The sequence below is a fragment of the Cupriavidus basilensis genome (genome assembly GCF_000876015.1).
Lineage (GTDB): Bacteria > Pseudomonadota > Gammaproteobacteria > Burkholderiales > Burkholderiaceae > Cupriavidus > Cupriavidus basilensis_B.
In genome coordinates, this window is record NZ_BBQM01000018.1 from 266,029 (window position 1) to 287,606 (window position 21,578).

Sequence of the window (21,578 nt, forward strand, 5' to 3'; positions counted from 1 at the left end):
GCAGTGCGGCAAGCGCGATTGCTTATAATCGCCTTCAACCCACCGAATTGCCGCTCGCCCGGCCGCCCATGGAATCCAAACCGCAACCCGGCCCGCGCCGCACCCGCGACCGCATCCTCGACGTCTCGCTGCGCCTGTTCAACGAGCTCGGCGAGCCCAACGTGACGACCACCACGATCGCGGAGGCGATGGAGATCAGCCCCGGCAATCTCTACTACCACTTCCGCAACAAGGACGACATCATCAACTCCATCTTCATGCTGTTCGAGCAGGAGATGGAGCGCCGCCTCAAGTTGCCGGAAGACCACAAGGCCACGCTGGACGAAAGCTGGGGCTACCTCCAGTACATGTCCGAGTTCCTGTGGAACTACCGCTTCCTGTACCGCGACATCAACGACCTGCTGGCGCGCAACCGCATGCTTGAAACCAACTTCAAGCGCATCGTCGAGCAGAAGAAGCGCCTGGCGATGGAGATCTGCCGCCAGTTCCAGGAAGACGGCGAGATGGAAGCCACGCCCGAGCAGGTCGACGCGATCTGCACCAACATGGTCGTGGTGTCCACCTACTGGCTGTCCTTCCAGTTCGTGCAGCACCCGCGCCAGTACAACGACCCGGACCAGATCCGCGGCTACCTGCACGGCGCCAGCTACCACATCTTCTCGATCCTCGCGCCCTACCTGCGCGGCAGGGCGCGCGAGGCGTTCGAGCAGCAGGCGCGCGAATACGCCGCCGCGCGCGCGGCCCAGACTCCCAACCTGAAGGAAGACAACAAGTGAAGTCCGTTTGCATCTACTGCGGCTCCAGCCCCGGCAACCGTCCCGAATACGCCGAAGCGGCGCGCGCGATGGGCAGGCTCCTGGCCGAGCGCGGCCTGGCGCTGGTCTACGGCGGCGGCAAGGTCGGGCTGATGGGCACCGTGGCCGATGCCGTGCTGGCGCACGGCGGCACCGCCATCGGCATCATCCCCGAGGCGCTGATGCAGAAGGAGGTGGGCCACCGCGGCCTGAGCGAGCTGCATGTGGTGCGCAACATGCACGAGCGCAAGCAGATGATGGCCGACCGCGCCGACGCCTTCGTCGCCATGCCCGGCGGCGTGGGCACCTTCGAGGAACTGTTCGAGACCTTCACCTGGCTGCAGCTCGGCTACCACGCCAAGCCGGTCGGCCTGCTCAACGCGGCCGGCTTCTACGACGGCATGCGCGGCTTCCTGCAGCACGCCGTCGACGAAGGCTTCCTCAAGCAGGTCCACAACGACCTGCTGCACGTCGACACCACGCCCGAAGGCATCCTCGACAAGCTCGCCCGCGCGCCGCGCGTGACCGTCGACAAGTGGCAGGAAAAGCGCGAGCAGACCTGAGTCCCGCGCGCCGGGTCCGCGGCCGCCTCGCGGCGGCCTTCAGCGCGGCACGTTGCGCATCCAGTCGGCGGTATCGAAGAACGCCTTCATCAGGCGCAGTTGCAGGTCGTCGGGCAGGCCCACGTCCTGCATCGCCAGCGCCATGCAGCGCAGCCACTGGTCGCGCTCGCTGGTGCCGATCTGGAACGGCAGGTGGCGCGCGCGCAGGCGCGGGTGGCCGAAGCGCTCGATGAAATGGTTGGGCCCGCCCAGCCAGCCGCACAGGAACCAGAACAGCTTGTCGCGCGAGCCGTCGAGCGAGGCGGGATGGAGCGAGCGCAGCCCCTTGAACTGCTCTTCCAGGTCCATCAGGTCGTAGAAACGGTCCACCAGTTCGCGCACGCGCGCCTCGCCGCCGACCAGTTCGTAGGCGGTGGTCTCGGTGGCGGCAGCGTCGGTGGTTTCGGTGGCTGCGGGGTTCGGATCGGTACTCATGAATGCTCGTCAGGTCGTCGGGCGCGGGGCGGCCATGCCGCCGGAAGGCATGCGAAGGCCGCTCAGGCGTCGCGCAGCGTGGCCAGCGCGGGCTGCCGCAGCACCTCGCGCAAACCCAGCCAGCCCCCCGCAAAAGCGCACAGCATGCCAGAAAGCACGCCGGCCGGCACGATCCAGCCGTTGAAGCGGTACGGGAAATCGAACACGAACTGCGACAGGCCCCAGCCCACCGCGATCGCGCCCAGGCTGGCCAGCAGCCCCGCCAGGCCGCCCACCACCAGGAACTCGGTGTACTGCGTCTGCCGCACCACCGCGGCCGAGGCGCCCAGCGCCTTGAGCAGGCCGGCGTCGCGCTTGCGCTCGTCGCGCGAACCGGAAAGCGCCGCGTAAAGCACCGTCACGCCGGCCGCCAGCGTGAACACGAACAGGAATTCCACCGCGGCGATGACCTGGTCGAGCACTTCCTGGATCTGGCGCAGGATCAGGTCGGTGTTGACCACCGTGATGTTGGGGAAGGCCGCCACCAGCCGGTTGCCCAGCGCCGCCTGCGGCGCGGGCAGGTGGAACGCGGTGATGTAGGTCTCGGGCATGCCCTTCATCGCCGCCGGCGGCAGGATGACGAAGAAGTTCACCCGCATCGAGCCCCAGTCCAGCTTGCGCAGCGAAGTCACCGGCGCCTCCACCGGCTGCCCCGCCACGTCGAAGCGCAGCGTGTCGCCCAGGTGGATGCCGAGCGTCTTCGCGATGCCCTCCTCCACCGACGCGCCGGCCTCGCCGCCGCCGGCGGCCAGCCAGCGGCCGGCGACCACGCGGTTGCCCTCGGGCAGCCGGTCGGTGTACGACAGGTTGAACTCGCGCTCGACCAGGTTGCGCGCGCGCCCGTCCGGGTACTGCCCGGCCTGCACCGGCTGGCCGCCGATGTGCGTCAGGCGCCCGCGCACCATCGGGTACAGCAGGTCGGCGATGCCGGCGTGCGCGAGCATGCCGGCCAGCGGCGCGCGCTGGTCGGGCTGGATGTTGATGATGAAGCGGTTGGGCGCGTCCGCCGGCGTGGCGTTGCGCCACGAGGCGATCAGGTCGTTGCGGGTCATGCCCAGCAGCAGCAGCGCCATCAGGCCCACCGCCAGCGCCACGGTCTGCAGCACCGTCACCGCGCGGCGCCGCTCCAGCACCGCCAGCGCGAAGCGCCAGCCCACGCTGCCGCGCCCCGGCTTGCGCCCGCGCATCAGGCGCGCCAGCAGGCTCAGCAGGCCCAGCGCCAGCAGCGCGAAGGCCACGCCGGCGCCGAGGAAGCCGCCCGCGGTGGTCAGGCCCAGCTTGAGGTCGCGCGCGGCCACCAGCAGCAGCGCCACGAAGGCGCCCAGGCCGAGCCCGTAGGCCACCCACGTGGACACCGGCGGCGCGCCCAGGTCGCGCCGCAGCACGCGCAGCGGCGGCACGCGCGTGAGCGCCAGCAGCGGCGGCAGCGCGAAGCCCGCCAGCAGCACCATGCCGGCCAGCAGGCCCACCAGCGACGGCACCAGCGACGGCTGCGGCAGCGTCACGGTCAGCAGGTTGCCCAGCGACAGCAGCAGGCCGTAGTGCGCCAGGTAGCCCAGCACCACGCCGGCCACCGCGCCGCCGATGCCCAGCAGCAGGAATTCCAGCGTGAAGGCCAGCAGGATCTCGCGGCGCGACAGGCCCATGCACTTGTACACCGCGCAGGCGTCGGTATGGCGCTGCATGTAGCGGCGCGCGGACATGGCGATGGCCACCGCCGCGATCATCGCCGACAGCACCGCCACCAGCGACAGGAAACGCTCGGCGCGGTCCAGCGTGGCGCGCATCTGCGGCTGGCCGGACTCGAGCGACTCCACGCGCGTGTTGCGCAGCCCGCGCCGGCCGATCTCGGCCTCGGCCCAGCGCTGGTAGGCCTGGCCGGCCGCGTCGGGGCCCGCCACCAGCAGGCGGTAGGTCACGCGGCTGCCCCAGCCCACCAGCCCGGTGGCGTCCAGGTCCGACAGCGGCAGCATCACGCGCGGCGCGAAGTTCATGAAACCGGCGCCGCGGTCGAGCTCCTGCGTGACGATGCGCTCGATGCGAAAGCCGCGGCTGCCGAGCTGGATGGTGTCGCCCAGCGACAAGCCGAGCGAATCGAGCAGCGCCTCGTCGACCCACACCGTGCCGGGCGCCGGGATGCCCGCGGCGGCCACTTCCGGGCCGCCGCGCGCGCCGGCCACCTTGACCTGCCCGCGCAGCGGGTAGCCCGGGCCGACCGCCTTGAGCGCGGCCAGTTGCGAAGGCGGCTCCGCCGCCGCGGCCGAAGCGCCGGCGGCCGCGGTCTCCTGCCCGGCCCGGTGCGCGGTGGCCATGCTGGGAAAGGTGACGGTCTGCGCGGTGGCCAGCCCGGCCTGCGCGGCGCGGGCGGCGAAGGCCGCGTCGAACGGCTGGTCGCTCACGATCAGCACGTCGGCGGCGATCATCTGGCGCGCGTCGCGCTCCAGCCCCAGCCGCATGCGGTCGGCCAGGAAACCCACGCTGCTCAGCGCCGCCACCGCCAGCACCAGCGCGAACAGCAGCAGGTACAGCTCGCCGGCGCGCCAGTCGCGCCGCGCCATGCGCAGGGCCTGGCGCCACGGGGAGAAGCGGGCCGTGGGCGCCGCCGCGGCGGCAGGGAAAGCGCCGGCGATCCCGGCGGCCGAATCCAGTTCGGAAGGCATCAGTCAGTTATCCGTGCACATGCGTTGAAGCGGCCCGCCAGGCAGGCCGCCGGTTGTCCGGTGAAGATGTGAAGGCAATGAATCCGGCTTGGGCGCTAGCGCCGCGGCAGCCGGCGCGCCGCGACGGCGGGCTCGCCCCGCCCCAGCGCCTGGCGCAGCCGGCGCAGGCCGCGCCACAGCCTGGGCAGCAGCCAGATCGCCACCACCAGCAGCAGCGCCAGCACCACCAGGAACGCCACCGGCAGGAAGAAGGCCAGCAGCAGGCCGCCGCTGGCGGCGACGTCCTCGCTCAGTGAGGCAGCCCAGTTCGAAAACGGTTCCGGCGAGACGTTGATCAGCGCGCGCGTGCCGGCCTTGGCCGCGTGCGCGGTGCCCGCCAGCGTGCCGCCGGCCAGCCCCGCGGCCATCACCCATTGCGGATCGAGCTGGCCGAACGCGGCGGCGGCCAGGATCGCGCCGGCGGGAATGCGGATGAAGGTCTGGATGCCGTCCCAGAACGAGTCGAAGCCGGGCACCTTGTCGGCCACGAACTCGGCCAGCGCCAGCAGCGCGGCCAGGGCGATCATCCACCATGACTCCAGCACCTGCAGCCCCGGCGGCAGGTGCAGCAGCCCCAGGCGCCCAAGCGCGCCGGCCGTGAACACGGCCAGGTAGAGGCGGAATCCGCTGGTCCAGGACAAGCCCGCGGCCAACGCGGCCGTTTCTAGCATGAGGCTCCTTGCGTGTCTGTGGCGGAAGGCGCGCAGCCAGCCGCTGCAAGCAGTGTAATACGGCGCCGCCGGAATGGCCGACGAATGGCCGACGAATGCCCGCCCGAATGCCCACCCGGATGTCGCGCAACAGCCGCCATCGCGGCCAGGGCCGTGGCCAGCGCCGGAAGCGCCATGCCAGTCACATGCGGCCGTCCGCCGGCGGATCAGGCCGGCACTTCCCCGAGCCTGGGCAACTGCGGCAGTTGCGGCAGCTCGGCCGCCACCTCCGCGATCATGCGCCGCAGCCACATCACGTCCGGCGCCGCGTGGCAGCGCTCGTGCCAGAGCTGGTAGAAGCGCATGCGCGGGAACGGCACCGGCGACGGCACCATGCGCAGCGGCAGGTACTGCGAATAATGCGCGGCGAACTGGCGGCCGGTGGTGAAGACCATGTCGGTCTTCATCAGCACGTAGGGCACCAGGCCGAAATACGGCAGCGTGACCTGGATATTGCGCTTGTAGCCCTGCTCGGCCAGCGCCTGGTCGATCATGCTGCGCTGCATGGACGCATACGGCGCCGGCGCCAGGTGCGGCATCTCCAGGTAGTGCTTGAGCGTCAGGCCCTTGCGCGCGAGCGGGTGCTGGGCGCCGAGCATGCATACCACCTCGTCGTCGAACAGCGGCGAGATGTGCAGGTGCTCGGGCGGCGACAGCCAGTTGCCGACCACGATGTCGAGCTGGCCCTGCTCCAGGCTTTCGAGGAAGTCGCTGGAGGAGGTCATCGGGTGCACGAACAGCCGGGCGCCCGGCGCCAGCCGGCGCACGCGCTCGACGATGTTGGGCAGGAAAAAGGCGTCGAGGTAGTCGGGCGCGCCCAGGTGGAACGTGCGCGTGGTGGTGGCCGCGTCGAAATGCTGCGGCGGGCGGGCGATGCGGTCCATCGCCGCCAGGCTCTGCTCGGCCAGCGCCAGCAGCTCGCGCCCGCGCTCGGTCGGCACCATGCCGCTCTTGCCGCGCACCAGGATGGCGTCTCCGGTGATCTCGCGCAGGCGCTTGAGCGTGTTGCTGATGGCCGGCTGCGACTGGCCCAGCTTGACCGCCGTGCGGGTCACGCTCTGCTCGGTCAGCAGGGTGTGCAGCACACGCAGCAAATAGGTGTCGAGATGGTCGCGTCCGTGCATGGCGAGGGGGCGCCGGGGCGCGCCGCGGCGGCCGGTGGCGTGGGGGATGGGAACGGCGCATAGTGTATGTCAGGCACCCCGCCAGCGGTTAATCCGGGCGGCGGCGCAACGCGCTCCCGCCCTTGATGGGGCATATCACCTGGGCCGAATATTGCATCATCGGCCTGAGTGCTATGTTTTGCCCCATTGCAAAGAGAGACGACATCATGGAGACGCAAACCATCCGCTTCTACCACCGCGGCCAGGTCAGGGAGGTCGGCGGCGCGCCCGTGACCCGCACCGTGCTGCAGTACCTGCGCGAGGACGTGCGCTGCACCGGCACCAAGGAAGGCTGCGCCGAGGGCGACTGCGGCGCCTGCACCGTGGTGCTGGGCGAACTGCGCGAGGATGGCGAGGTCGAGTTCAAGGCGGTCAACGCCTGCATCCAGTTCCTGCCCACGCTGGACGGCCGCGCGCTCATCACCGTGGAAGACCTGCGCCAGGCCGACGGCGCGCTGCACCCGGTGCAGCAGGCGCTGGTGGAATGCCACGGTTCCCAGTGCGGCTTCTGCACGCCCGGCTTCGTGATGTCGCTGTGGGCGCTCTACCAGCAGCACGCCGGCGACGCCGGCAGCGGCCGCGCGCCGGCGCGCGACGCCATCTGCGACGCCCTTACCGGCAACCTGTGCCGCTGCACCGGCTACCGCCCCATCGTCGAGGCCGGCCAGCGCATGATGGCGCTGCCGGCGCCGCGCGCCGGCAAGCTCGATGCGCGGCACATCGCCGAGACCCTGCGCGCGCTGCGCCGCGACGAGACCTTCCACTATAGCGCCGACGGCCAGCATTTCTACGCGCCGCGCACGGCGTCGGCGTTCGCCGCGCTCAAGGCCGCCGAGCCCGGCGCGCGCATCCTGGCCGGCAGCACCGACGTGGGGCTGTGGGTCACCAAGCAGTTCCGCGAGCTGGGCAACCTGCTGTACGTGGGCCAGGTGGCCGACCTGCAATACATCCGGGAAAGCGAGGGCATGATCGAGATCGGCGCGGCGGTGTCGCTGGAGCGCGCCTACGCCGCGCTGGAAGCGGCCCACCCCGGCCTGCGCGAGCTGTGGAAGCGCTTCGCCTCGCTGCCGATCCGCAACGCCGGCACGCTGGGCGGCAATATCGCCAACGGCTCGCCGATCGGCGACTCCATGCCCGCGCTGATCGCGCTCGGCACCGAAGTGGTGCTGCAGCGTGGCGACACGCGCCGCGCGCTGCCGCTCGAAGACCTCTACCTGGCCTACCAGAAGACCGCGATGGCCGAGGGCGAGTTCGTCGCGGGCCTGCGCGTGCCGCTGGCCGGCCCGCGGCATTTCCGCACCTACAAGCTGTCCAAGCGCTTCGACGAGGATATTTCCGCGGTGTGCGCCGCCTTCGCCGTCACGCTCGGCGACGACGGCGTCATCGCCCACGCGCGCGTGGCCTTCGGCGGCATGGCCGCCACGCCCAGGCGCGGCGCGCATGCCGAGGCCGCCCTGCTCGGCCAGCCCTGGACCGAAGCCACCGCGCGCGCCGCGATGGCCGCGCTGGCGCAAGACTACGCCCCGCTCACCGACATGCGCGCCACCGCCGCCTACCGCAGCCGCGGCGCCGCCAACCTGCTCTACCGCTTCTGGCTGGAAACACGCGCCGACGCGCTGCCGGCGGCGGCCGTCAACGTCCGCGCGCCGGGCGCCGGCCAGGCCCTGGCCACCGCCTGAGGGGAGGACCGGCACCATGAACAAGCAAACCGAACCCTTCCTGCTCGACGCCGGGAACGAACGCGACGGCGAGGACCGCGCCATCGCCACGCCGCAGGTCGGCATCTCGCGCCCGCACGAATCGGCGCACCTGCACGTGGCCGGCACCGCCACCTACACCGACGACATCCCCGAGCTGGCCGGCACGCTGCACGCCGCGCTCGGCATGAGCACGCGCGCGCATGCTCGCATCAGGTCGGTCTCGCTCGACAAGGTGCGCGCCGCGCCCGGCGTGGTGGCGGTGCTGACCGCCGACGACATCCCCGCCACCAACGACTGCGGCCCGATCCTCCACGACGACCCGATCCTGGCCACCGGCGTGGTGCAGTTCATCGGCCAGCCGCTGTTCGTGGTGGTCGCCACCTCGCACGACGCCGCGCGCCGCGCCGCGCGCCTGGGCACGATCGAATACGAGGACCTGCCCCCGGTGCTGTCGCCCGAGGCCGCGCACCAGGCCGGCAGCTACGTGCTGCCGCCGATGCACCTCGCGCGCGGCGAGCCGGCCGGCCGCATCGCCGCGGCCGCGCACCGCGAGCGCGGCCATATCCGCCTGGGCGGCCAGGAGCAGTTCTACCTGGAAGGCCAGATCGCCTACGCCGCGCCTAAGGAAAACGACGGCATGCACGTATGGTGCTCCACCCAGCATCCGACCGAGATGCAGCACGCGGTGGCGCACATGCTGGGCTGGCACGCGCACCAGGTGCTGGTGGAATGCCGGCGCATGGGCGGCGGCTTCGGCGGCAAGGAATCGCAGTCGGCGATCTTCGCGTGCTGCGCGGCGCTGGCGGCGTGGAAGCTGCTGTGCCCGGTCAAGCTGCGCCCGGACCGCGACGACGACATGATGATCACCGGCAAGCGCCACGACTTCGTGTTCGACTACGAGGTCGGCCACGACGCCGACGGCCGCCTCGACGGCGTGGCCGTGGAGATGGTCTCGCGCGCCGGCTTCTCGGCCGACCTGTCCGGCCCGGTGATGACGCGCGCGATCTGCCACTTCGACAACGCCTACTGGCTGCCCGACGTGCGCATCGACGGCTACTGCGGCAAGACCAACACGCAGAGCAACACCGCGTTCCGCGGCTTCGGCGGCCCGCAGGGCGCGTTCGCCATCGAGTACATCCTCGACAACGTGGCGCGCACCGTCGGCCGCGACGCGCTCGACGTGCGCCGCGCCAACCTGTACGGCAAGACCGAGCGCAACGTCACGCCCTACGGCCAAACCGTGGAGGACAACGTCATCCACGAACTGCTCGACGAGCTGGAAGCCAGCAGCGCCTACCGCGCGCGCCGCGCCGCCACGCGCGCGTTCAACGCCGCCAGCCCGGTGCTCAAGAAAGGCATCGCCATCACGCCGGTGAAGTTCGGCATCTCGTTCAACGTGGCCCACTTCAACCAGGCCGGCGCGCTGGTGCACGTGTACAACGATGGTTCGGTGCTGGTGAACCACGGCGGCACCGAGATGGGCCAGGGCCTCAACACCAAGGTGGCGATGGTGGTGGCGCACGAGCTCGGCATCCGCCTGGAGCGCGTGCGCGTGACCGCCACCGACACCAGCAAGGTGGCCAACACCTCGGCCACCGCCGCCTCCACCGGCTCGGACCTGAACGGCAAGGCCGCGCAGGACGCCGCGCGCCAGATCCGCGAGCGGCTGGCCGCGTTCGCCGCGCGCCAGGCCGGCGTGGAACCCGGCGAGGTCAGCTTCGGCGACGACCTGGTGGTGGCCGGCGAGCTGCGCCTGGACTTCAGCGAGCTGGCCCGCCAGGCCTACATGGCGCGCGTGCAGTTGTGGTCGGACGGCTTCTACACCACGCCCAAGCTGTACTGGGACCAGTCGAAGCTGCAAGGCCGGCCGTTCTATTACTTCGCCTACGGCGCGGCCTGCTCCGAGGTGCTGGTGGACACGCTGACCGGCGAATGGAAGCTGCTGCAGGCCGACGTGCTGCACGACGCGGGCCGCTCGCTCAACCCGGCCATCGACATCGGCCAGGTCGAGGGCGCCTTCATCCAGGGCATGGGCTGGCTCACCACCGAGGAACTGTGGTGGAACCAGGACGGCAAGCTGATGACGCACGCGCCGTCCACCTACAAGATCCCGACCGTCAACGACTGCCCCGAGAACTTCACCGTGCGGCTGTTCGACAACCGCAACGTGGAGGACAGCATCCACCGCTCCAAGGCGGTCGGCGAGCCGCCGCTGCTGCTGCCGTTCTCGGTGTTCTTCGCCATCCGCGACGCGGTGGCCAGTGTGGGCGGCTACCGCGTCAACCCGCCGCTGTCGGCGCCGGCCACCGGCGAGGCCATCCTCGACGCGGTGGACGCGGTGCGCGCCGCGGCCACCCCGGCATCCCCGGCATCCCCGGCATCCTGGTAGGAAGGCACATCATGCAGGACGCCCCGCTCAAGCCCTTCCGCTTCGCCGACGCCATCCGCTGCGTGCGCGCCGGCGTGCCGGCGGCGCTGGTCACGATCGCCGAGGTCAAGGGCTCGGCCCCGCGCGAGGCCGGCATCCGCATGCTGGTGACGGCCGGCGACCTCGTCGGCACCATCGGCGGCGGCCATCTCGAATGGCGCGGCATGGAGATCGCGCGCGGCATGCTGGCGGCCCGGGCCGCGCCGGACACGGGTGGCCCGGCGCGCCAGGTGGTGCGCATCCCGCTCGGCCCGGCGCTGGGACAGTGCTGCGGCGGCGTGGTGCGGCTCGCCTTCGAGGTGCTCGGCGAGGCCGACCTGCCGTGGCTGGAAGCCGTGCAGGAAGCCTTCGCCGCCGGCCGCTCGCTGGCGCGCACGGTGCCCGCGCATGGCCCGGTGCGGCATGCGCCGGCGCCGGCGCTGCTGCCCTCCGTGACGCTGGACCGGCACGGCGGCTGGACCGACGTGATGGTGCCCGACGAGATGCAGGTGGTGCTGTTCGGCGCCGGCCACGTCGGCCATGCGCTGGTCACGCTGCTGGCCAGCCTGCCGTGCCGCGTGCACTGGGTGGACGAGCGCGACACCCTGTTCCCGGCCGGGCTACCGGCCAACGTCAGCGCCGAAGCCACCGACATCCCGGAGGCGGTGATCGACGCCGCGCCGGCGGGCAGCTATTTCCTCGTGATGACGCACAGCCACGCGCTGGACCAGACGCTGTGCGAGCGCATCCTGCGCCGCGACGACTTCGCCTATTTCGGCCTGATCGGCTCCAAAACCAAGCGCGCGCGCTTCGAGCACCGCATGGCCGAGCACGGCATCGACCCGGCGCGCTTCGCCGAAATGACGTGCCCGATGGGCATCGCCGGCATCACCGACAAGGCTCCGGCTATGATTGCGGTTGCCATCGTCGCCCAGTTGCTGCAGGTCCGCGACCAGCGCGCCGCCCACCTGGGCGCGCTGAGCGCGGCACGCGGCGGCGAAGCGGCGGGAACGACGCAAACCAGAACCGCAAAAGGAACCCCATGACGCTCGATGCCGCGCTCGCCGACCGTATCCGCCTGACCCCCAAGGCGGAGCTGCACGTCCATATCGAAGGCACGCTCGAGCCCGAGCTGATCTTCCGGCTGGCCCAGCACAACCACGTGAAGCTGCCCTATCCCAGCGTGGAAGCGCTGCGCGACGCCTACGCCTTCACCGACCTGCAGTCCTTCCTCGACATCTACTACGCCGGCGCCAGCGTGCTGCTGACCGAGGATGACTTCTTCGACATGACGATGGCCTACGTGCAGCGCGCGGTGGCCGACAACGTGCGCCACGCCGAGATCTTCTTCGACCCGCAGACCCACACCGCGCGCGGCGTGCCGATCGCCGTGGTGATCGACGGCATCTCCGACGCGCTGGCCCAGGCGCGCACGCAGTTCGACTTCTCCAGCAGCCTGATCCTCTGCTTCCTGCGCCACCTGTCCGAGGAAGACGCCTTCGCCACGCTGGAAGCCGCGCTGCCCTACCGCGACCGCTTCATCGGCGTGGGGCTCGACTCCTCCGAAAAAGGCCACCCGCCGGCGAAGTTCGCGCGCGTGTTCGCGCGCGCCCGCGAGCTCGGCCTGCGGCTGGTCGCGCATGCCGGCGAGGAAGGCCCGGCGCAGAACGTCACCGACTCGCTCGACATCCTCAAGGTCGAGCGCATCGACCACGGCGTGCGCGCCATCGACGATGCCGCGCTGGTCGAGCGCCTGGCGCGCGAGCGCGTGGCGCTGACCGTGTGCCCGCTGTCGAACCAGAAGCTCAAGGTCTACCCGGACCTGCGCGACCACTCGCTCAAGCGCCTGCTCGACGCCGGCGTGCTGGTCACGCTGCACTCGGACGACCCCGCCTATTTCGGCGGCTACATGAACGCCAACTGGGAAGCCACCTTCGCCGCCCTGCCGCTGACCGCGGCCGACGGCCACGCGCTGGCGCGCAACAGTTTCGAGGCGGCCTTCCTGCCCGCCACGCAGAAGGCCGCCTTCCTCGCCGAAGTCGACCACTTCTGGCAAGCGCCGCTGCCCGCGGCCGAACCCGCCGCCGCGCCGGCCGCCCCGGCCTGAGCGCGGCGCATGCCGAGATGCCGGCGCGCGGCCCCGAGCGGACGGCGCGCCGGCGCACCACGAGACACCAACCATGACGACCAGCCCCCCGACTTCCGCCACCACCCGCGCCATCCGCGGCCGCGTGCTGCATTTCCTGCGCGACCCCCAGTTCCATGAAGACGCGCACCAGTACTGGGAAGACGGCGTGCTGATCGTCACCGCCGGGCACATCGCCGCGGCGGGCGCCTACGCCGAGCTGGCCGCGCGGATCCCGCCCGGCGCCGAGATCGTCGACCGCCGCGGCAAGCTGATCGTGCCGGGCTTCATCGACACCCACGTGCACTACCCGCAGACCGACATCATCGCCTCGCCCTCGCCGGGCCTGCTGCACTGGCTCGACACCTACACCTTCCCCGAGGAGCGCCGCTTCGCCGAGCCGGAATACGCCGCCGCGGTGGCTGGCTTCTTCGCCGACGAACTGCTGCGCAACGGCACCACCAGCGCGGTGGCCTGGAGCACCGTGCACAAGGCCTCGGCCGAGGCGCTGTTCGCCGAGGCCGAGCGCCGCAACCTGCGCCTGGTCACCGGCAAGGTCATGATGGACCGCAACTGCCCCGAGTTCCTGCGCGACACCGCCGAGTCCGGCGCGCGCGACTCGGCCGACCTGCTGTCCCGCTGGCACGGCAGGAAGCGCCTGTCCTACGCCATCACGCCGCGCTTCGCGCCGACCTCCACCGAAGCGCAGCTGGCCGCCTGCGGCGAACTCGCCAAGGCTTACCCGGACGCCTTCATCCAGACCCACGTGGCGGAAAACCGCGACGAGGTGAAATGGGTGGCCGAGCTGTTCCCGCAGGCGCGCAGCTACCTCGACGTCTACGACCAGTACGGCCTGCTGCGCCCCGGCGCGCTCTACGGCCACGCCATCTACCTGGACCAGGACGACCGCCGCCGCCTGGCCGACAGCGGCGCCGCGGTGGCGCACTGCCCCACCTCCAACCTGTTCCTCGGCAGCGGCTTCTACGACTTCCACCAGTCCGACGCCAACCGCCTCAACGTCACGCTGGCCACCGACGTGGGCGGCGGCACCTCGTTCTCGATGCTGCGCACCATGAACGCCGCGCACAAGGTCGCGCGCATGGGCGGCTACCACCTGAGCGCGCTGCGCATGTTCTACCTCGCCACCCGCGCCGCCGCCGACGCGCTCGGCTGGAGCGCGCGCGTGGGCAGCTTCCTGCCCGGCTGCGAGGCCGACTTCATCGTGCTCGATCCACAGGCCACGCCGCTGATCGCGCGCCGCAGCGAGCGCTCGCAGACGCTGGAAGAGCAGTTGTTCGCCTTCGCCATGCTCGGCGACGACCGCGCCGTGAGCGAGGTCTACGTGATGGGCGAGGAAGCCGGCGCCACGGCGCGCGCGGCGCACTGAAGCGGCAAACCCGGGGGACAGAGCGGGGTGGCGGACCCAAACGGCACAACAAAGTGCCGCTTGCGGCTCTTTTAGAGTGCCGCCATGCTCTTTTTGACGCCAGTCAACACCCCCGTCATACATCCCTTCTAAGCTGTCGCAATCTCGGGCCCGTGCGGCCACTAATCGCCCAATTCCATTCCAGGCGTTCGACAACTGAAGGTGCCATGACCGTCTCGCAGCAAATTCCCTTTCCCGAACCGGTTTCCCCCGACGCTCCGCTGCCCCCGCGCAAGGTCATCCGCAGCTGGATGCTCCCGATCACTGCACGCAGCACGCCGCGCGCGCTGGTGCTGTTCGCGCTCGACACCGCGCTGTTCGCCGCGGCGCTGGCCGCCGTGGTGCTGCTCTCCCACTGGCTGGCCAAGACGGCCGCCGGCGTGGTGACGGGCCTCATCATCGCCCGCCTGTTCATCATCGGGCACGACGCCTGCCACCAGAGCCTGACGCCGCGCCGCGGCCTCAACAAGTGGCTCGGGCGCCTGACCTTCCTGCCGTCGCTGACGCCCTACAGCCTGTGGGAAGTGGGCCACAACGTGGTCCACCACGGCTACTCCAACCTCAAGGGCTTCGACTTCGTGTGGGCGCCGTACTCGCTCGAGGAATTCCAGGCGCTGCCGCGCTGGCGCCGCGCGATGGAGCGCATCTACCGCACCGGCTTCGGCGCGGGCCTGTACTACCTGGTGGAAATCTGGTGGTGCAAGATGTTCTTCCCGAACCGCCGCCAGATGCCCACGCGCCGCGCCATCTTCATGTGGGACTGCGTGCTGGTGGCCGCGTTCGGCGCCGCCTGGATCGGCGCGCTGGTGTGGCTGGCGCTGGCGACCGGCCAGTCGGCCGTGCAACTGGTCGGCCTGGGTTTCGTGCTGCCGTTCCTGGTGTGGAACCTGACCGTGGGCTTCGTGCTCTACGTGCACCACACCCACACCAGCGTGGCGTGGTACGACACCAAGGCGATGTGGGCGCGCGCCCAGCCGTTCGTCTCCACCACCGTGCACCTGCGCTTTCGCTACGGCATCGGCGCGGCGCTGCACCACATCATGGAGCACACCGCCCACCACGTCGACATGAGCGTGCCGCTGTACCGCCTCAAGCGCGCCCAGGCGCTGCTGGAGCAGGCCCTGCCGGGCCGCATCATCATCCAGAACTTCAGCTGGCGCTGGTATTTCGGCACCGCGCGCCGCTGCAAGCTGTATGACTTCAAGGCGCTGTGCTGGACCGACTTCCGCGGCCGCCAGACCAGCGACAACGCGCCGGTGCCGCTGTAGGCACTGGACGCGCACGGCCCGCCTTGGCATAATGCGGGCTTCCATTGGGGAGTAGCCGCCCCGTTTTCACCACCCGCGCAACGCGGGATGCGAAAAAACGGGGGCACACGTCAACAGACTTGACCGCTTGCGGTTATGGCGTGCGCAGCTTCCGGGGCGGGCCTGCGGCCTGCTTCCAGGGCCTGGCGAGACCGATGACATCACCTTTCTGGCCGGGCCGGGAAAGGTGCGTGTCATTGGCATCTCGCGATGCATCGGCCCGGACACACCCACAAAAGAATGGAAGCCTTCCTCGTCTCCACAGGCATCGTCGCCCTTGCTGAAATGGGCGACAAGACCCAGTTGCTGTCGCTCGTGCTCGCGGCCCGCTACCGCAAGCCGCTGCCCATCATCCTCGGCATCTTCATCGCCACCATCGTCAACCACGGTTTTGCCGGCGCGCTCGGCGGCTGGATCACGCACGTGCTCGGCGCCGACGTGCTGCGCTGGATCCTCGGCGCGGGCTTCATCGCGATGGCCGGCTGGATGCTGATCCCCGACAAGCTCGACGACGCCGAGCAGGGCAAGCCGGCCAAGGGCGCGCTCGGCATCCTCGGCACCACCATCGTGGCCTTCTTCTTCGCGGAGATGGGCGACAAGACGCAGATCGCCACCGTGGCGCTGGCGGCGCGCTTCAGCGGCGAGGTGATCGGCGTGGTGGCCGGCACCACCTTCGGCATGATGCTGGCCAACGCGCCCGCCGTGCTGCTCGGCGACCGCTTCGCCAACAAGATGCCGATCGCGCTGGTGCACAAGATCGCCGCGGCGATCTTCCTGGTGCTGGGCGTGCTCGCGCTGCTGGGCGTGGGCGCCTGAGCGCGCCGCGCCGCCGGCGCTATTGCGGCGCCGGCCTACCGAGCACCTGCGCGACGCGCGCGCGCAGCTCGTCGGCCGAGCCCATCTGGCGGAACAGCGGGCCGCCCGGCGCGAAGCTGTTCGCGGTGGCCAGCGGGCCCACCACCACCGGCTCGAAGCCGGCGTCGCGCACGAGCTGCGCGCCGACGCGCAGGGCCTGCGCGTCATCCGCGGCGATCGGCACCGCCAGCAGCACGCCCGCGCGGTGACTCTCCCGCGCGAACTCGGCCGCGCCCGTGAAGTTGAACGCGCGCACCACGCGCGCGCCGCGCAGGTACTTCGCCGTGGTGATGCCGATGCCGTTGCCGGCCGCCTCGTCGGCGATGGCGCCGTCGCGCGCGCGCACCGCGTTGGTCGCGTCCACCACCACCTTGCCGCCGAAGGCGTTGCCGTTCTGCTCGGCCAGCTCGGGCAGCGCCTTGTAAGGCACGGCCAGGAAGATCACGTCGGCGAACGCCAGCGCGTCGGCCACGGTGCCGGCGCGCGCGAGCGGGCCGAGCTTGTCCACCAGCGGCTTGAGCGCGTCCGGGTGGCGCGAGGAAAACAGCACCGGGTGGCCGGCCCGCACCCACAGTTCGCCGATGGTGCCGCCGATGTTGCCGGAACCGATCACGCCGATGCGCGCCGGGCCGGCATTGCCTTGCGCCCGCGCGCGCGCGGGACGCAGGCCCAGCGCCAGCGCCGCGAGGGCGGCGCCCGAGCCGCCCAGCAGCAAACGGCGGCGCCGGTCGGCCACGGCATGCGCCACGGTGGTGGCGGCCTGACTATCGGGACGAGACATATCTGACTCCTGAGTTCGAGAACCACAGGGGGCGACTCATGGCAGGCACCGCGCCGCCAGTGCCCGGCAAGCGCGTGGCACGGGCGGCACGGCTGGCCTGCCTTCGCACTCTAGACCAAAAATGGCGCGTGCGTGGCGGCGCGGTGCACATCGTGGCGTAGTGGCGTAGTGGCGTAGTGGCGTAGTGGCGTAGTGGCGGTGAAATGAAAACGGGGCTTGCGCCCCGTTGGATTGCCGGCAACCTTCGGCAAGCCGGCGATGCCGGCAAACCCGGCCAAGCGTGCATCACGCCGGCCAGCCCCCCATCAATTCGCCGTCTTCGCCCCCGCCTCGAACCACTGCCCCAGCAGCGCGCGCTCGTCGTCGGTGATCTGCGTGACGTTGCCCAGCGGCATGGCCTTCTGCTGCACGGCCTGCTGGTAGATCAGCTGCGCGTGCGCCTTGATCTCGTCGGCGGTATCGAGCTTGATGCCCTTGGCGGCGCTGGGCATCAGCTTGGGCGACGCGGCGTGGCACTGGATGCAGCGCGAGTTGATGACCTCCTGCACCTGGGCGAAGCTCACCGGCGCGGCGGCCGCGCCGTCCTTGCCGGCCACGGTCTCGCGCGGCACCGGCGCGATCATGACCGCGACCACGCCAAGCACGGCCACGCCGGCGGCGGGCCACGCCACGTTGATCCTGCCCTTGTGCTTGAGGATGAAGAACTGGCGGATCAGCACGCCGGCCAGCATGATCAGCACCAGCACGGCCCAGTTGTACTTGTAGCTGTAGGTCATGCTGTAGTGGTTCGACAGCATGGCGAACAGCACCGGCAGCGTGAAGTAGGTGTTGTGCACGCTGCGCTGCTTGGCGTGCTTGCCGTGCACCGGGTCGACCGGATCGCCCTTGCGCAGCGCCGCCACCACCTTGCGCTGGCCGGGGATGATCCACACCAGCACGTTGGCGCTCATGATGGTGGCGATCATCGCGCCGGTCAGCAGGAACGCCGCGCGGCCCGAGAACACGTGGCACGCCACGTAGGCGGCCACCGCCACGTAGACCGCCACCAGCACGCCGACGGTGCGGTCGCTCTTGCCGAACAGGCGGCAGATGCAGTCGTACACCACCCAGCCCGCGGCGAGGTAGGACAGCGCCAGCCCGACCGCCGCGCCGGGCGACATGTCGTAGACGTTGCGGTCGATCAGGAACGTGCTGGCGTTGAACAGGTACAGCACCACCAGCAGGCCGAAGCCGGTCATCCAGGTGGAATAGGACTCCCAGTAGAACCAGTGCAGGTTCTCCGGCAGCGTCTTGGGCGCGGTGAGGTATTTCTGCGGGTTGTAGAAGCCGCCGCCGTGCACGGCCCACAGCTCGCCGCCCACGCCCTTCTCCTGCAGCTCGGGGTCCTGCGGGCGCGTCAGGCTGTTGTCGAGCCAGACGAAATAGAACGAGGAACCGATCCACGCGATGGCGGTGATGACGTGCACCCAGCGCAGCAGCAGATTGGCCCAGTCGAGGATATAGCCTTCCATGTCTTGTCTCCTGTGTTGCCTGGCCCGCGCTCAGCTGCCGCGGTAGGTCGAATACGACCAGGGGGAGACCAGCAGCGGCACGTGGTAGTGCGCGGCCGTGTCGGCGATGCCGAAGCGCAGCGTCACCACGTCGAGGAAGGCCGGCTCGGGCAGCGCCGCGCCCTGCGCGCGGAAGTAGTCGCCGGCGCCGAACTCGAGCTCGTAGACGCCGGCGGCGAAGCTGTCGCCCTCCAGCAGGGGCTGGTCGCAGCGGCCGTCGTGATTGGTGACGACGGTCTTCAGCGCCTCCCTGCGATTGTCGACAATTTTATGCAGGGTGATCGACATGCCGGCGCCGGGTTTGCCGGTTGCGGTGTCGAGTACATGCGTGGTCAAGCGTCCCATCCTGTTCTTCCTTAGGGCTTTGGGTTGTGAGAGGCGCCGCTGCCTTCACTAGCACCATTTGTGGGAATGGTGCCCGCTCGGTACGTATTTCTAACGCATCCCGGCGCTGGACTGGTGCAGGGCGAAGATGCTTCGCACCACTCCGGATGGCAACGCAGGAATTACCCTGAGTTGTCGAAAACCTAGATCGGTTTTGTTGACAATATTGAGTGCATAACCAAATAATTGTCAACAATTTTTGGGGCGCGCCACCGGTTCCCTCGGCTTCCCTCCGGGCCACCGCAGCGCGCCGCTTCCCTCCTCACCGATATGCTGGTGCCAAGATGTCCAAGAGTCTCAAGCTGATTGGCGGCGCCGACGCCGCCGCCCCGGCCGAAATCAAGCCCGCGCGCAAGGGCTCCGTCGAGGAGCGCATGTATCACGAGATCTATGACGCGATCATGGAACACCGGCTGCCGCCGCGCACCAAGCTGACCGAGCACTCGCTTTGCGAAATCTATGCCACCGCGCGCCACACCGTGCGCAAGGTGCTCGCGCGGCTGGCCGCCGACGGCATGGTCGACCTCGAGCCCAACCGCGGCGCGTTCATCGCCAGCCCGTCCACCGACGAGGCGCACGACATGTTCGAGCTGCGCCAGATGCTCGAGCGCGCGGTGCTGGAAAAGCTCGCCGCGCTGCGCGACGTCAAGCGCGTGATCGCGCCGCTGCGCAAGATGGTGGAGGCCGAACGCCAGGCCTTCCTCGGCCACGAGCGGCCCAAGTGGATCCGCCTGTCGGCCGAGTTCCACACCGCGCTGGCGGAGCTCTCGGGCAACGCGCTGCTGGTCACGATGATGCGCCGGCTGGTGTCGCGCACCACGCTGATGATCGCCAGCGTGGAGGCGCCGGGCAACAACGCCTGCTCGTTCGACGAGCACGAGGAGATCCTCGATGCCCTGGAACAGGGCGACGCGGCGCTGGCCCAGCGCCGCATGGCGCACCATCTCGGCGCCTGCGCCGACCGCGTGCAGCCCGACGAGCCCGGCAACTTCGATCTTCGCAGCGTGCTGGGCCACTCCACCTAGCGCGATGTTCCCGCCGCCACCCGCGGCCAAGGCCCGATTCCTGCTCAAGAGAACGCGTCCCCGACGATGCGCGCGGGCCGGAACCACGAACAGGGCCAGCCACCGGCGGCGTTCCCGTCAAAATCCAAAGGAGAGGAGAGACACCCATGACTAGCGCCAGCACCACGGTCCCCGCGGACCTCACCAACGAGCGGCTGCCCTCGGGCCGGCTGCTCGCGCTCGGCCTGCAGCACGTACTGGTGATGTATGCCGGCACGGTTGCGGTGCCGCTGATCATCGGCGGCGCGCTGAAGCTCCCCAAGGACCAGCTTGCCTTCCTCATCAACGCCGACCTGTTCGCCGCCGGCCTGGCCACGCTGATCCAGGCGGTCGGCATCTGGAAGTTCGGCATCCGCATGCCGGTGATGATGGGCGTGACGTTCGCCTCGGTGGCGCCGATGATCGCGATCGGCTCGGACCCCAACGTGGGGCTGCTCGGCATCTACGGCGCGGTGATCGCCGCGGGGGTGTTCGGCATCCTGGTGGCGCCGCTGATGGGACGCATGCTGGGCCTGTTCCCGCCCGTGGTGACGGGCACGGTGATCACGCTGATCGGCGTGTCGCTGATGCGCGTGGGCATCAACTGGGCCGGCGGCGGCCAGCCCACCACGCGCGCGGTGATCGACGGCGTGGTCAAGGAAGTGCCCAACCTCGCCTACGGCGACCTCGGCGCGCTCGGCATCGCCGGGCTGGTGCTGGCCGTGATCCTGCTGCTGAGCAAATACGGCCGCGGCCTGGTGTCGAACTGCGCGGTGCTGCTGGGCATCGTGGCCGGCACGCTGGTGGCGATGGCGCTGGGCAAGGTATCGTTCGACGGCGTGCGCGAGGCCAGCATGCTCGCCTTCATCACGCCGCTGCATTTCGGCATGCCCAGCTTCGACCTCGCGGCCACGCTGTCGATGTGCGTGGTGATGCTGATCACGCTGGTGGAGTCCACCGGCATGTTCCTCGCGCTGGCGGACATCACCGGCAAGCGCCTGTCCAACGACGACCTCACGCGCGGCCTGCGCGCCGACGGCCTAGGCACCGTGATCGGCGGCGTGTTCAACACCTTCCCGTACACCTCGTTCTCGCAGAACGTGGGCCTGGTCACGGTGACGGGCGTGCGCTCGCGCTATGTGGCCGCGGCCGGCGGCGTCATCCTGATCGCGCTGGGGCTGTTCCCCAAGATGGCCCACATCGTGGCCTCGGTGCCGCAGTTCGTGCTGGGCGGCGCGGGCATCGTGATGTTCGGCATGGTGGCGGCCACCGGCATCCGCATCCTCGGCTCGTGCGACTTCAACCGCAACCGCCACAACCTGTTCATCGTCGCCATCTCGATCGGCTTCGGCATGATCCCCACGCTGTCGCCGACGCTGTTCCAGTACCTGCCCAAATGGACCGACCCGTTCACGCACAGCGGCATCGTGCTGGGCACCATCGTGGCGGTGCTGCTCAACCTCTTCTTCAACGGCATGCAGTCGCGCGAAGACGCGATGCGCCACGCCGCGGCGAATTCGCACGGCACCGAATGAGCGCTGTACAACAAGCGCGCAGC

At 70.2% G+C, this 21,578-nt stretch carries 18 protein-coding genes and 1 riboswitch; of the genes, 11 read left to right on the plus strand and 7 right to left on the minus strand.

Annotated features, from left to right (window positions below):
* The first annotated feature begins 68 nt into the window (after nucleotides 1–68).
* Both KF708C_RS19875 and KF708C_RS19880 read left to right on the plus strand, forming a co-directional pair.
* A complete protein-coding gene (locus KF708C_RS19875; protein WP_059412996.1) occupies nucleotides 69–776 on the plus strand; it encodes a TetR/AcrR family transcriptional regulator in 708 nt (235 codons plus the stop codon).
* A complete protein-coding gene (locus tag KF708C_RS19880; RefSeq protein WP_020203029.1) occupies nucleotides 773–1,357 on the plus strand; it encodes a TIGR00730 family Rossman fold protein in 585 nt (194 codons plus the stop codon). The genes KF708C_RS19875 and KF708C_RS19880 overlap by 4 nt, the downstream gene beginning before the upstream one ends.
* 39 nt (nucleotides 1,358–1,396) lie before the next feature.
* Here the strand turns inward: KF708C_RS19880 and KF708C_RS19885 are convergent, their stop codons facing one another.
* The 4 genes from KF708C_RS19885 to KF708C_RS19900 all read right to left on the minus strand — a co-directional run bounded on the left by KF708C_RS19885 (nucleotide 1,397) and on the right by KF708C_RS19900 (nucleotide 6,403).
* Nucleotides 1,397–1,831, minus strand: a complete 435-nt coding sequence (locus KF708C_RS19885) for a group II truncated hemoglobin (RefSeq protein WP_020203028.1) — start codon at nucleotides 1,829–1,831, stop codon at nucleotides 1,397–1,399.
* 62 nt (nucleotides 1,832–1,893) lie between these two features.
* On the minus strand, nucleotides 1,894–4,530 hold the full coding sequence (locus tag KF708C_RS19890) for an ABC transporter permease (protein WP_059412997.1): 2,637 nt from the start codon (nucleotides 4,528–4,530) through the stop codon (nucleotides 1,894–1,896).
* A gap of 95 nt (nucleotides 4,531–4,625) precedes the next feature.
* The gene (locus tag KF708C_RS19895; protein WP_059412998.1) at nucleotides 4,626–5,240 is read right to left on the minus strand and encodes a DUF4126 domain-containing protein; all 615 of its coding nucleotides are present in this window, start codon (nucleotides 5,238–5,240) and stop codon (nucleotides 4,626–4,628) included.
* Nucleotides 5,241–5,446: 206 nt separating this feature from the next.
* A complete protein-coding gene (locus tag KF708C_RS19900) occupies nucleotides 5,447–6,403 on the minus strand; it encodes a LysR substrate-binding domain-containing protein (RefSeq protein WP_020203024.1) in 957 nt (318 codons plus the stop codon).
* A 206-nt stretch (nucleotides 6,404–6,609) separates the two neighbouring features.
* Between KF708C_RS19900 and xdhA the strand changes: the two genes are divergently transcribed.
* The 7 genes from xdhA (at nucleotide 6,610) to KF708C_RS19935 (ending at nucleotide 16,223) form a co-directional block, all read left to right on the plus strand.
* A complete protein-coding gene (gene xdhA, locus KF708C_RS19905; protein WP_059412999.1) occupies nucleotides 6,610–8,121 on the plus strand; it encodes a xanthine dehydrogenase small subunit in 1,512 nt (503 codons plus the stop codon).
* A gap of 16 nt (nucleotides 8,122–8,137) precedes the next feature.
* Nucleotides 8,138–10,531, plus strand: coding sequence for a xanthine dehydrogenase molybdopterin binding subunit (gene xdhB, locus KF708C_RS19910; protein ID WP_059413000.1), 2,394 nt, complete (start codon nucleotides 8,138–8,140; stop codon nucleotides 10,529–10,531).
* Between the two features lie 11 nt (nucleotides 10,532–10,542).
* Entirely contained in the window at nucleotides 10,543–11,595 is a 1,053-nt protein-coding gene (gene xdhC / locus KF708C_RS19915) for a xanthine dehydrogenase accessory protein XdhC (protein WP_020203021.1), read from the plus strand.
* Nucleotides 11,592–12,656: an adenosine deaminase gene (locus KF708C_RS19920; protein ID WP_059413001.1), complete on the plus strand. Its 1,065-nt coding sequence runs from the start codon at nucleotides 11,592–11,594 to the stop codon at nucleotides 12,654–12,656. Before xdhC ends, KF708C_RS19920 begins: the two co-directional genes overlap by 4 nt.
* A gap of 73 nt (nucleotides 12,657–12,729) precedes the next feature.
* Nucleotides 12,730–14,061: a guanine deaminase gene (gene guaD, locus KF708C_RS19925; protein ID WP_059413002.1), complete on the plus strand. Its 1,332-nt coding sequence runs from the start codon at nucleotides 12,730–12,732 to the stop codon at nucleotides 14,059–14,061.
* A gap of 206 nt (nucleotides 14,062–14,267) precedes the next feature.
* The gene (locus tag KF708C_RS19930; protein WP_020203018.1) at nucleotides 14,268–15,368 is read left to right on the plus strand and encodes a fatty acid desaturase; all 1,101 of its coding nucleotides are present in this window, start codon (nucleotides 14,268–14,270) and stop codon (nucleotides 15,366–15,368) included.
* A 34-nt stretch (nucleotides 15,369–15,402) separates the two neighbouring features.
* Nucleotides 15,403–15,561: riboswitch (yybP-ykoY riboswitch) on the plus strand.
* Nucleotides 15,562–15,647: 86 nt separating this feature from the next.
* On the plus strand, nucleotides 15,648–16,223 hold the full coding sequence (locus tag KF708C_RS19935) for a TMEM165/GDT1 family protein (protein ID WP_029043615.1): 576 nt from the start codon (nucleotides 15,648–15,650) through the stop codon (nucleotides 16,221–16,223).
* A 19-nt stretch (nucleotides 16,224–16,242) separates the two neighbouring features.
* Here the strand turns inward: KF708C_RS19935 and KF708C_RS19940 are convergent, their stop codons facing one another.
* The 3 genes from KF708C_RS19940 to uraH all read right to left on the minus strand — a co-directional run bounded on the left by KF708C_RS19940 (nucleotide 16,243) and on the right by uraH (nucleotide 18,938).
* Nucleotides 16,243–17,043, minus strand: a complete 801-nt coding sequence (locus KF708C_RS19940; RefSeq protein WP_059413003.1) for an NADPH-dependent F420 reductase — start codon at nucleotides 17,041–17,043, stop codon at nucleotides 16,243–16,245.
* 305 nt (nucleotides 17,044–17,348) lie between these two features.
* Nucleotides 17,349–18,554, minus strand: coding sequence for a urate hydroxylase PuuD (locus tag KF708C_RS19945; protein WP_059413004.1), 1,206 nt, complete (start codon nucleotides 18,552–18,554; stop codon nucleotides 17,349–17,351).
* Between the two features lie 30 nt (nucleotides 18,555–18,584).
* Nucleotides 18,585–18,938 carry a hydroxyisourate hydrolase gene (gene uraH, locus KF708C_RS19950; RefSeq protein ID WP_059413005.1) on the minus strand — a complete coding sequence of 118 codons (354 nt, stop codon included), beginning with the start codon at nucleotides 18,936–18,938 and terminating at the stop codon, nucleotides 18,585–18,587.
* A 323-nt stretch (nucleotides 18,939–19,261) separates the two neighbouring features.
* On the opposite strand from uraH, the gene KF708C_RS19955 reads away from it, so the two are divergent.
* Complete coding sequence (locus KF708C_RS19955; protein ID WP_059413006.1) at nucleotides 19,262–20,002, plus strand: GntR family transcriptional regulator; 741 nt, start codon at nucleotides 19,262–19,264, stop codon at nucleotides 20,000–20,002.
* Between the two features lie 146 nt (nucleotides 20,003–20,148).
* Nucleotides 20,149–21,555 carry a nucleobase:cation symporter-2 family protein gene (locus tag KF708C_RS19960; RefSeq protein ID WP_059413007.1) on the plus strand — a complete coding sequence of 469 codons (1,407 nt, stop codon included), beginning with the start codon at nucleotides 20,149–20,151 and terminating at the stop codon, nucleotides 21,553–21,555.
* Nucleotides 21,556–21,578: the final 23 nt, after the last annotated feature.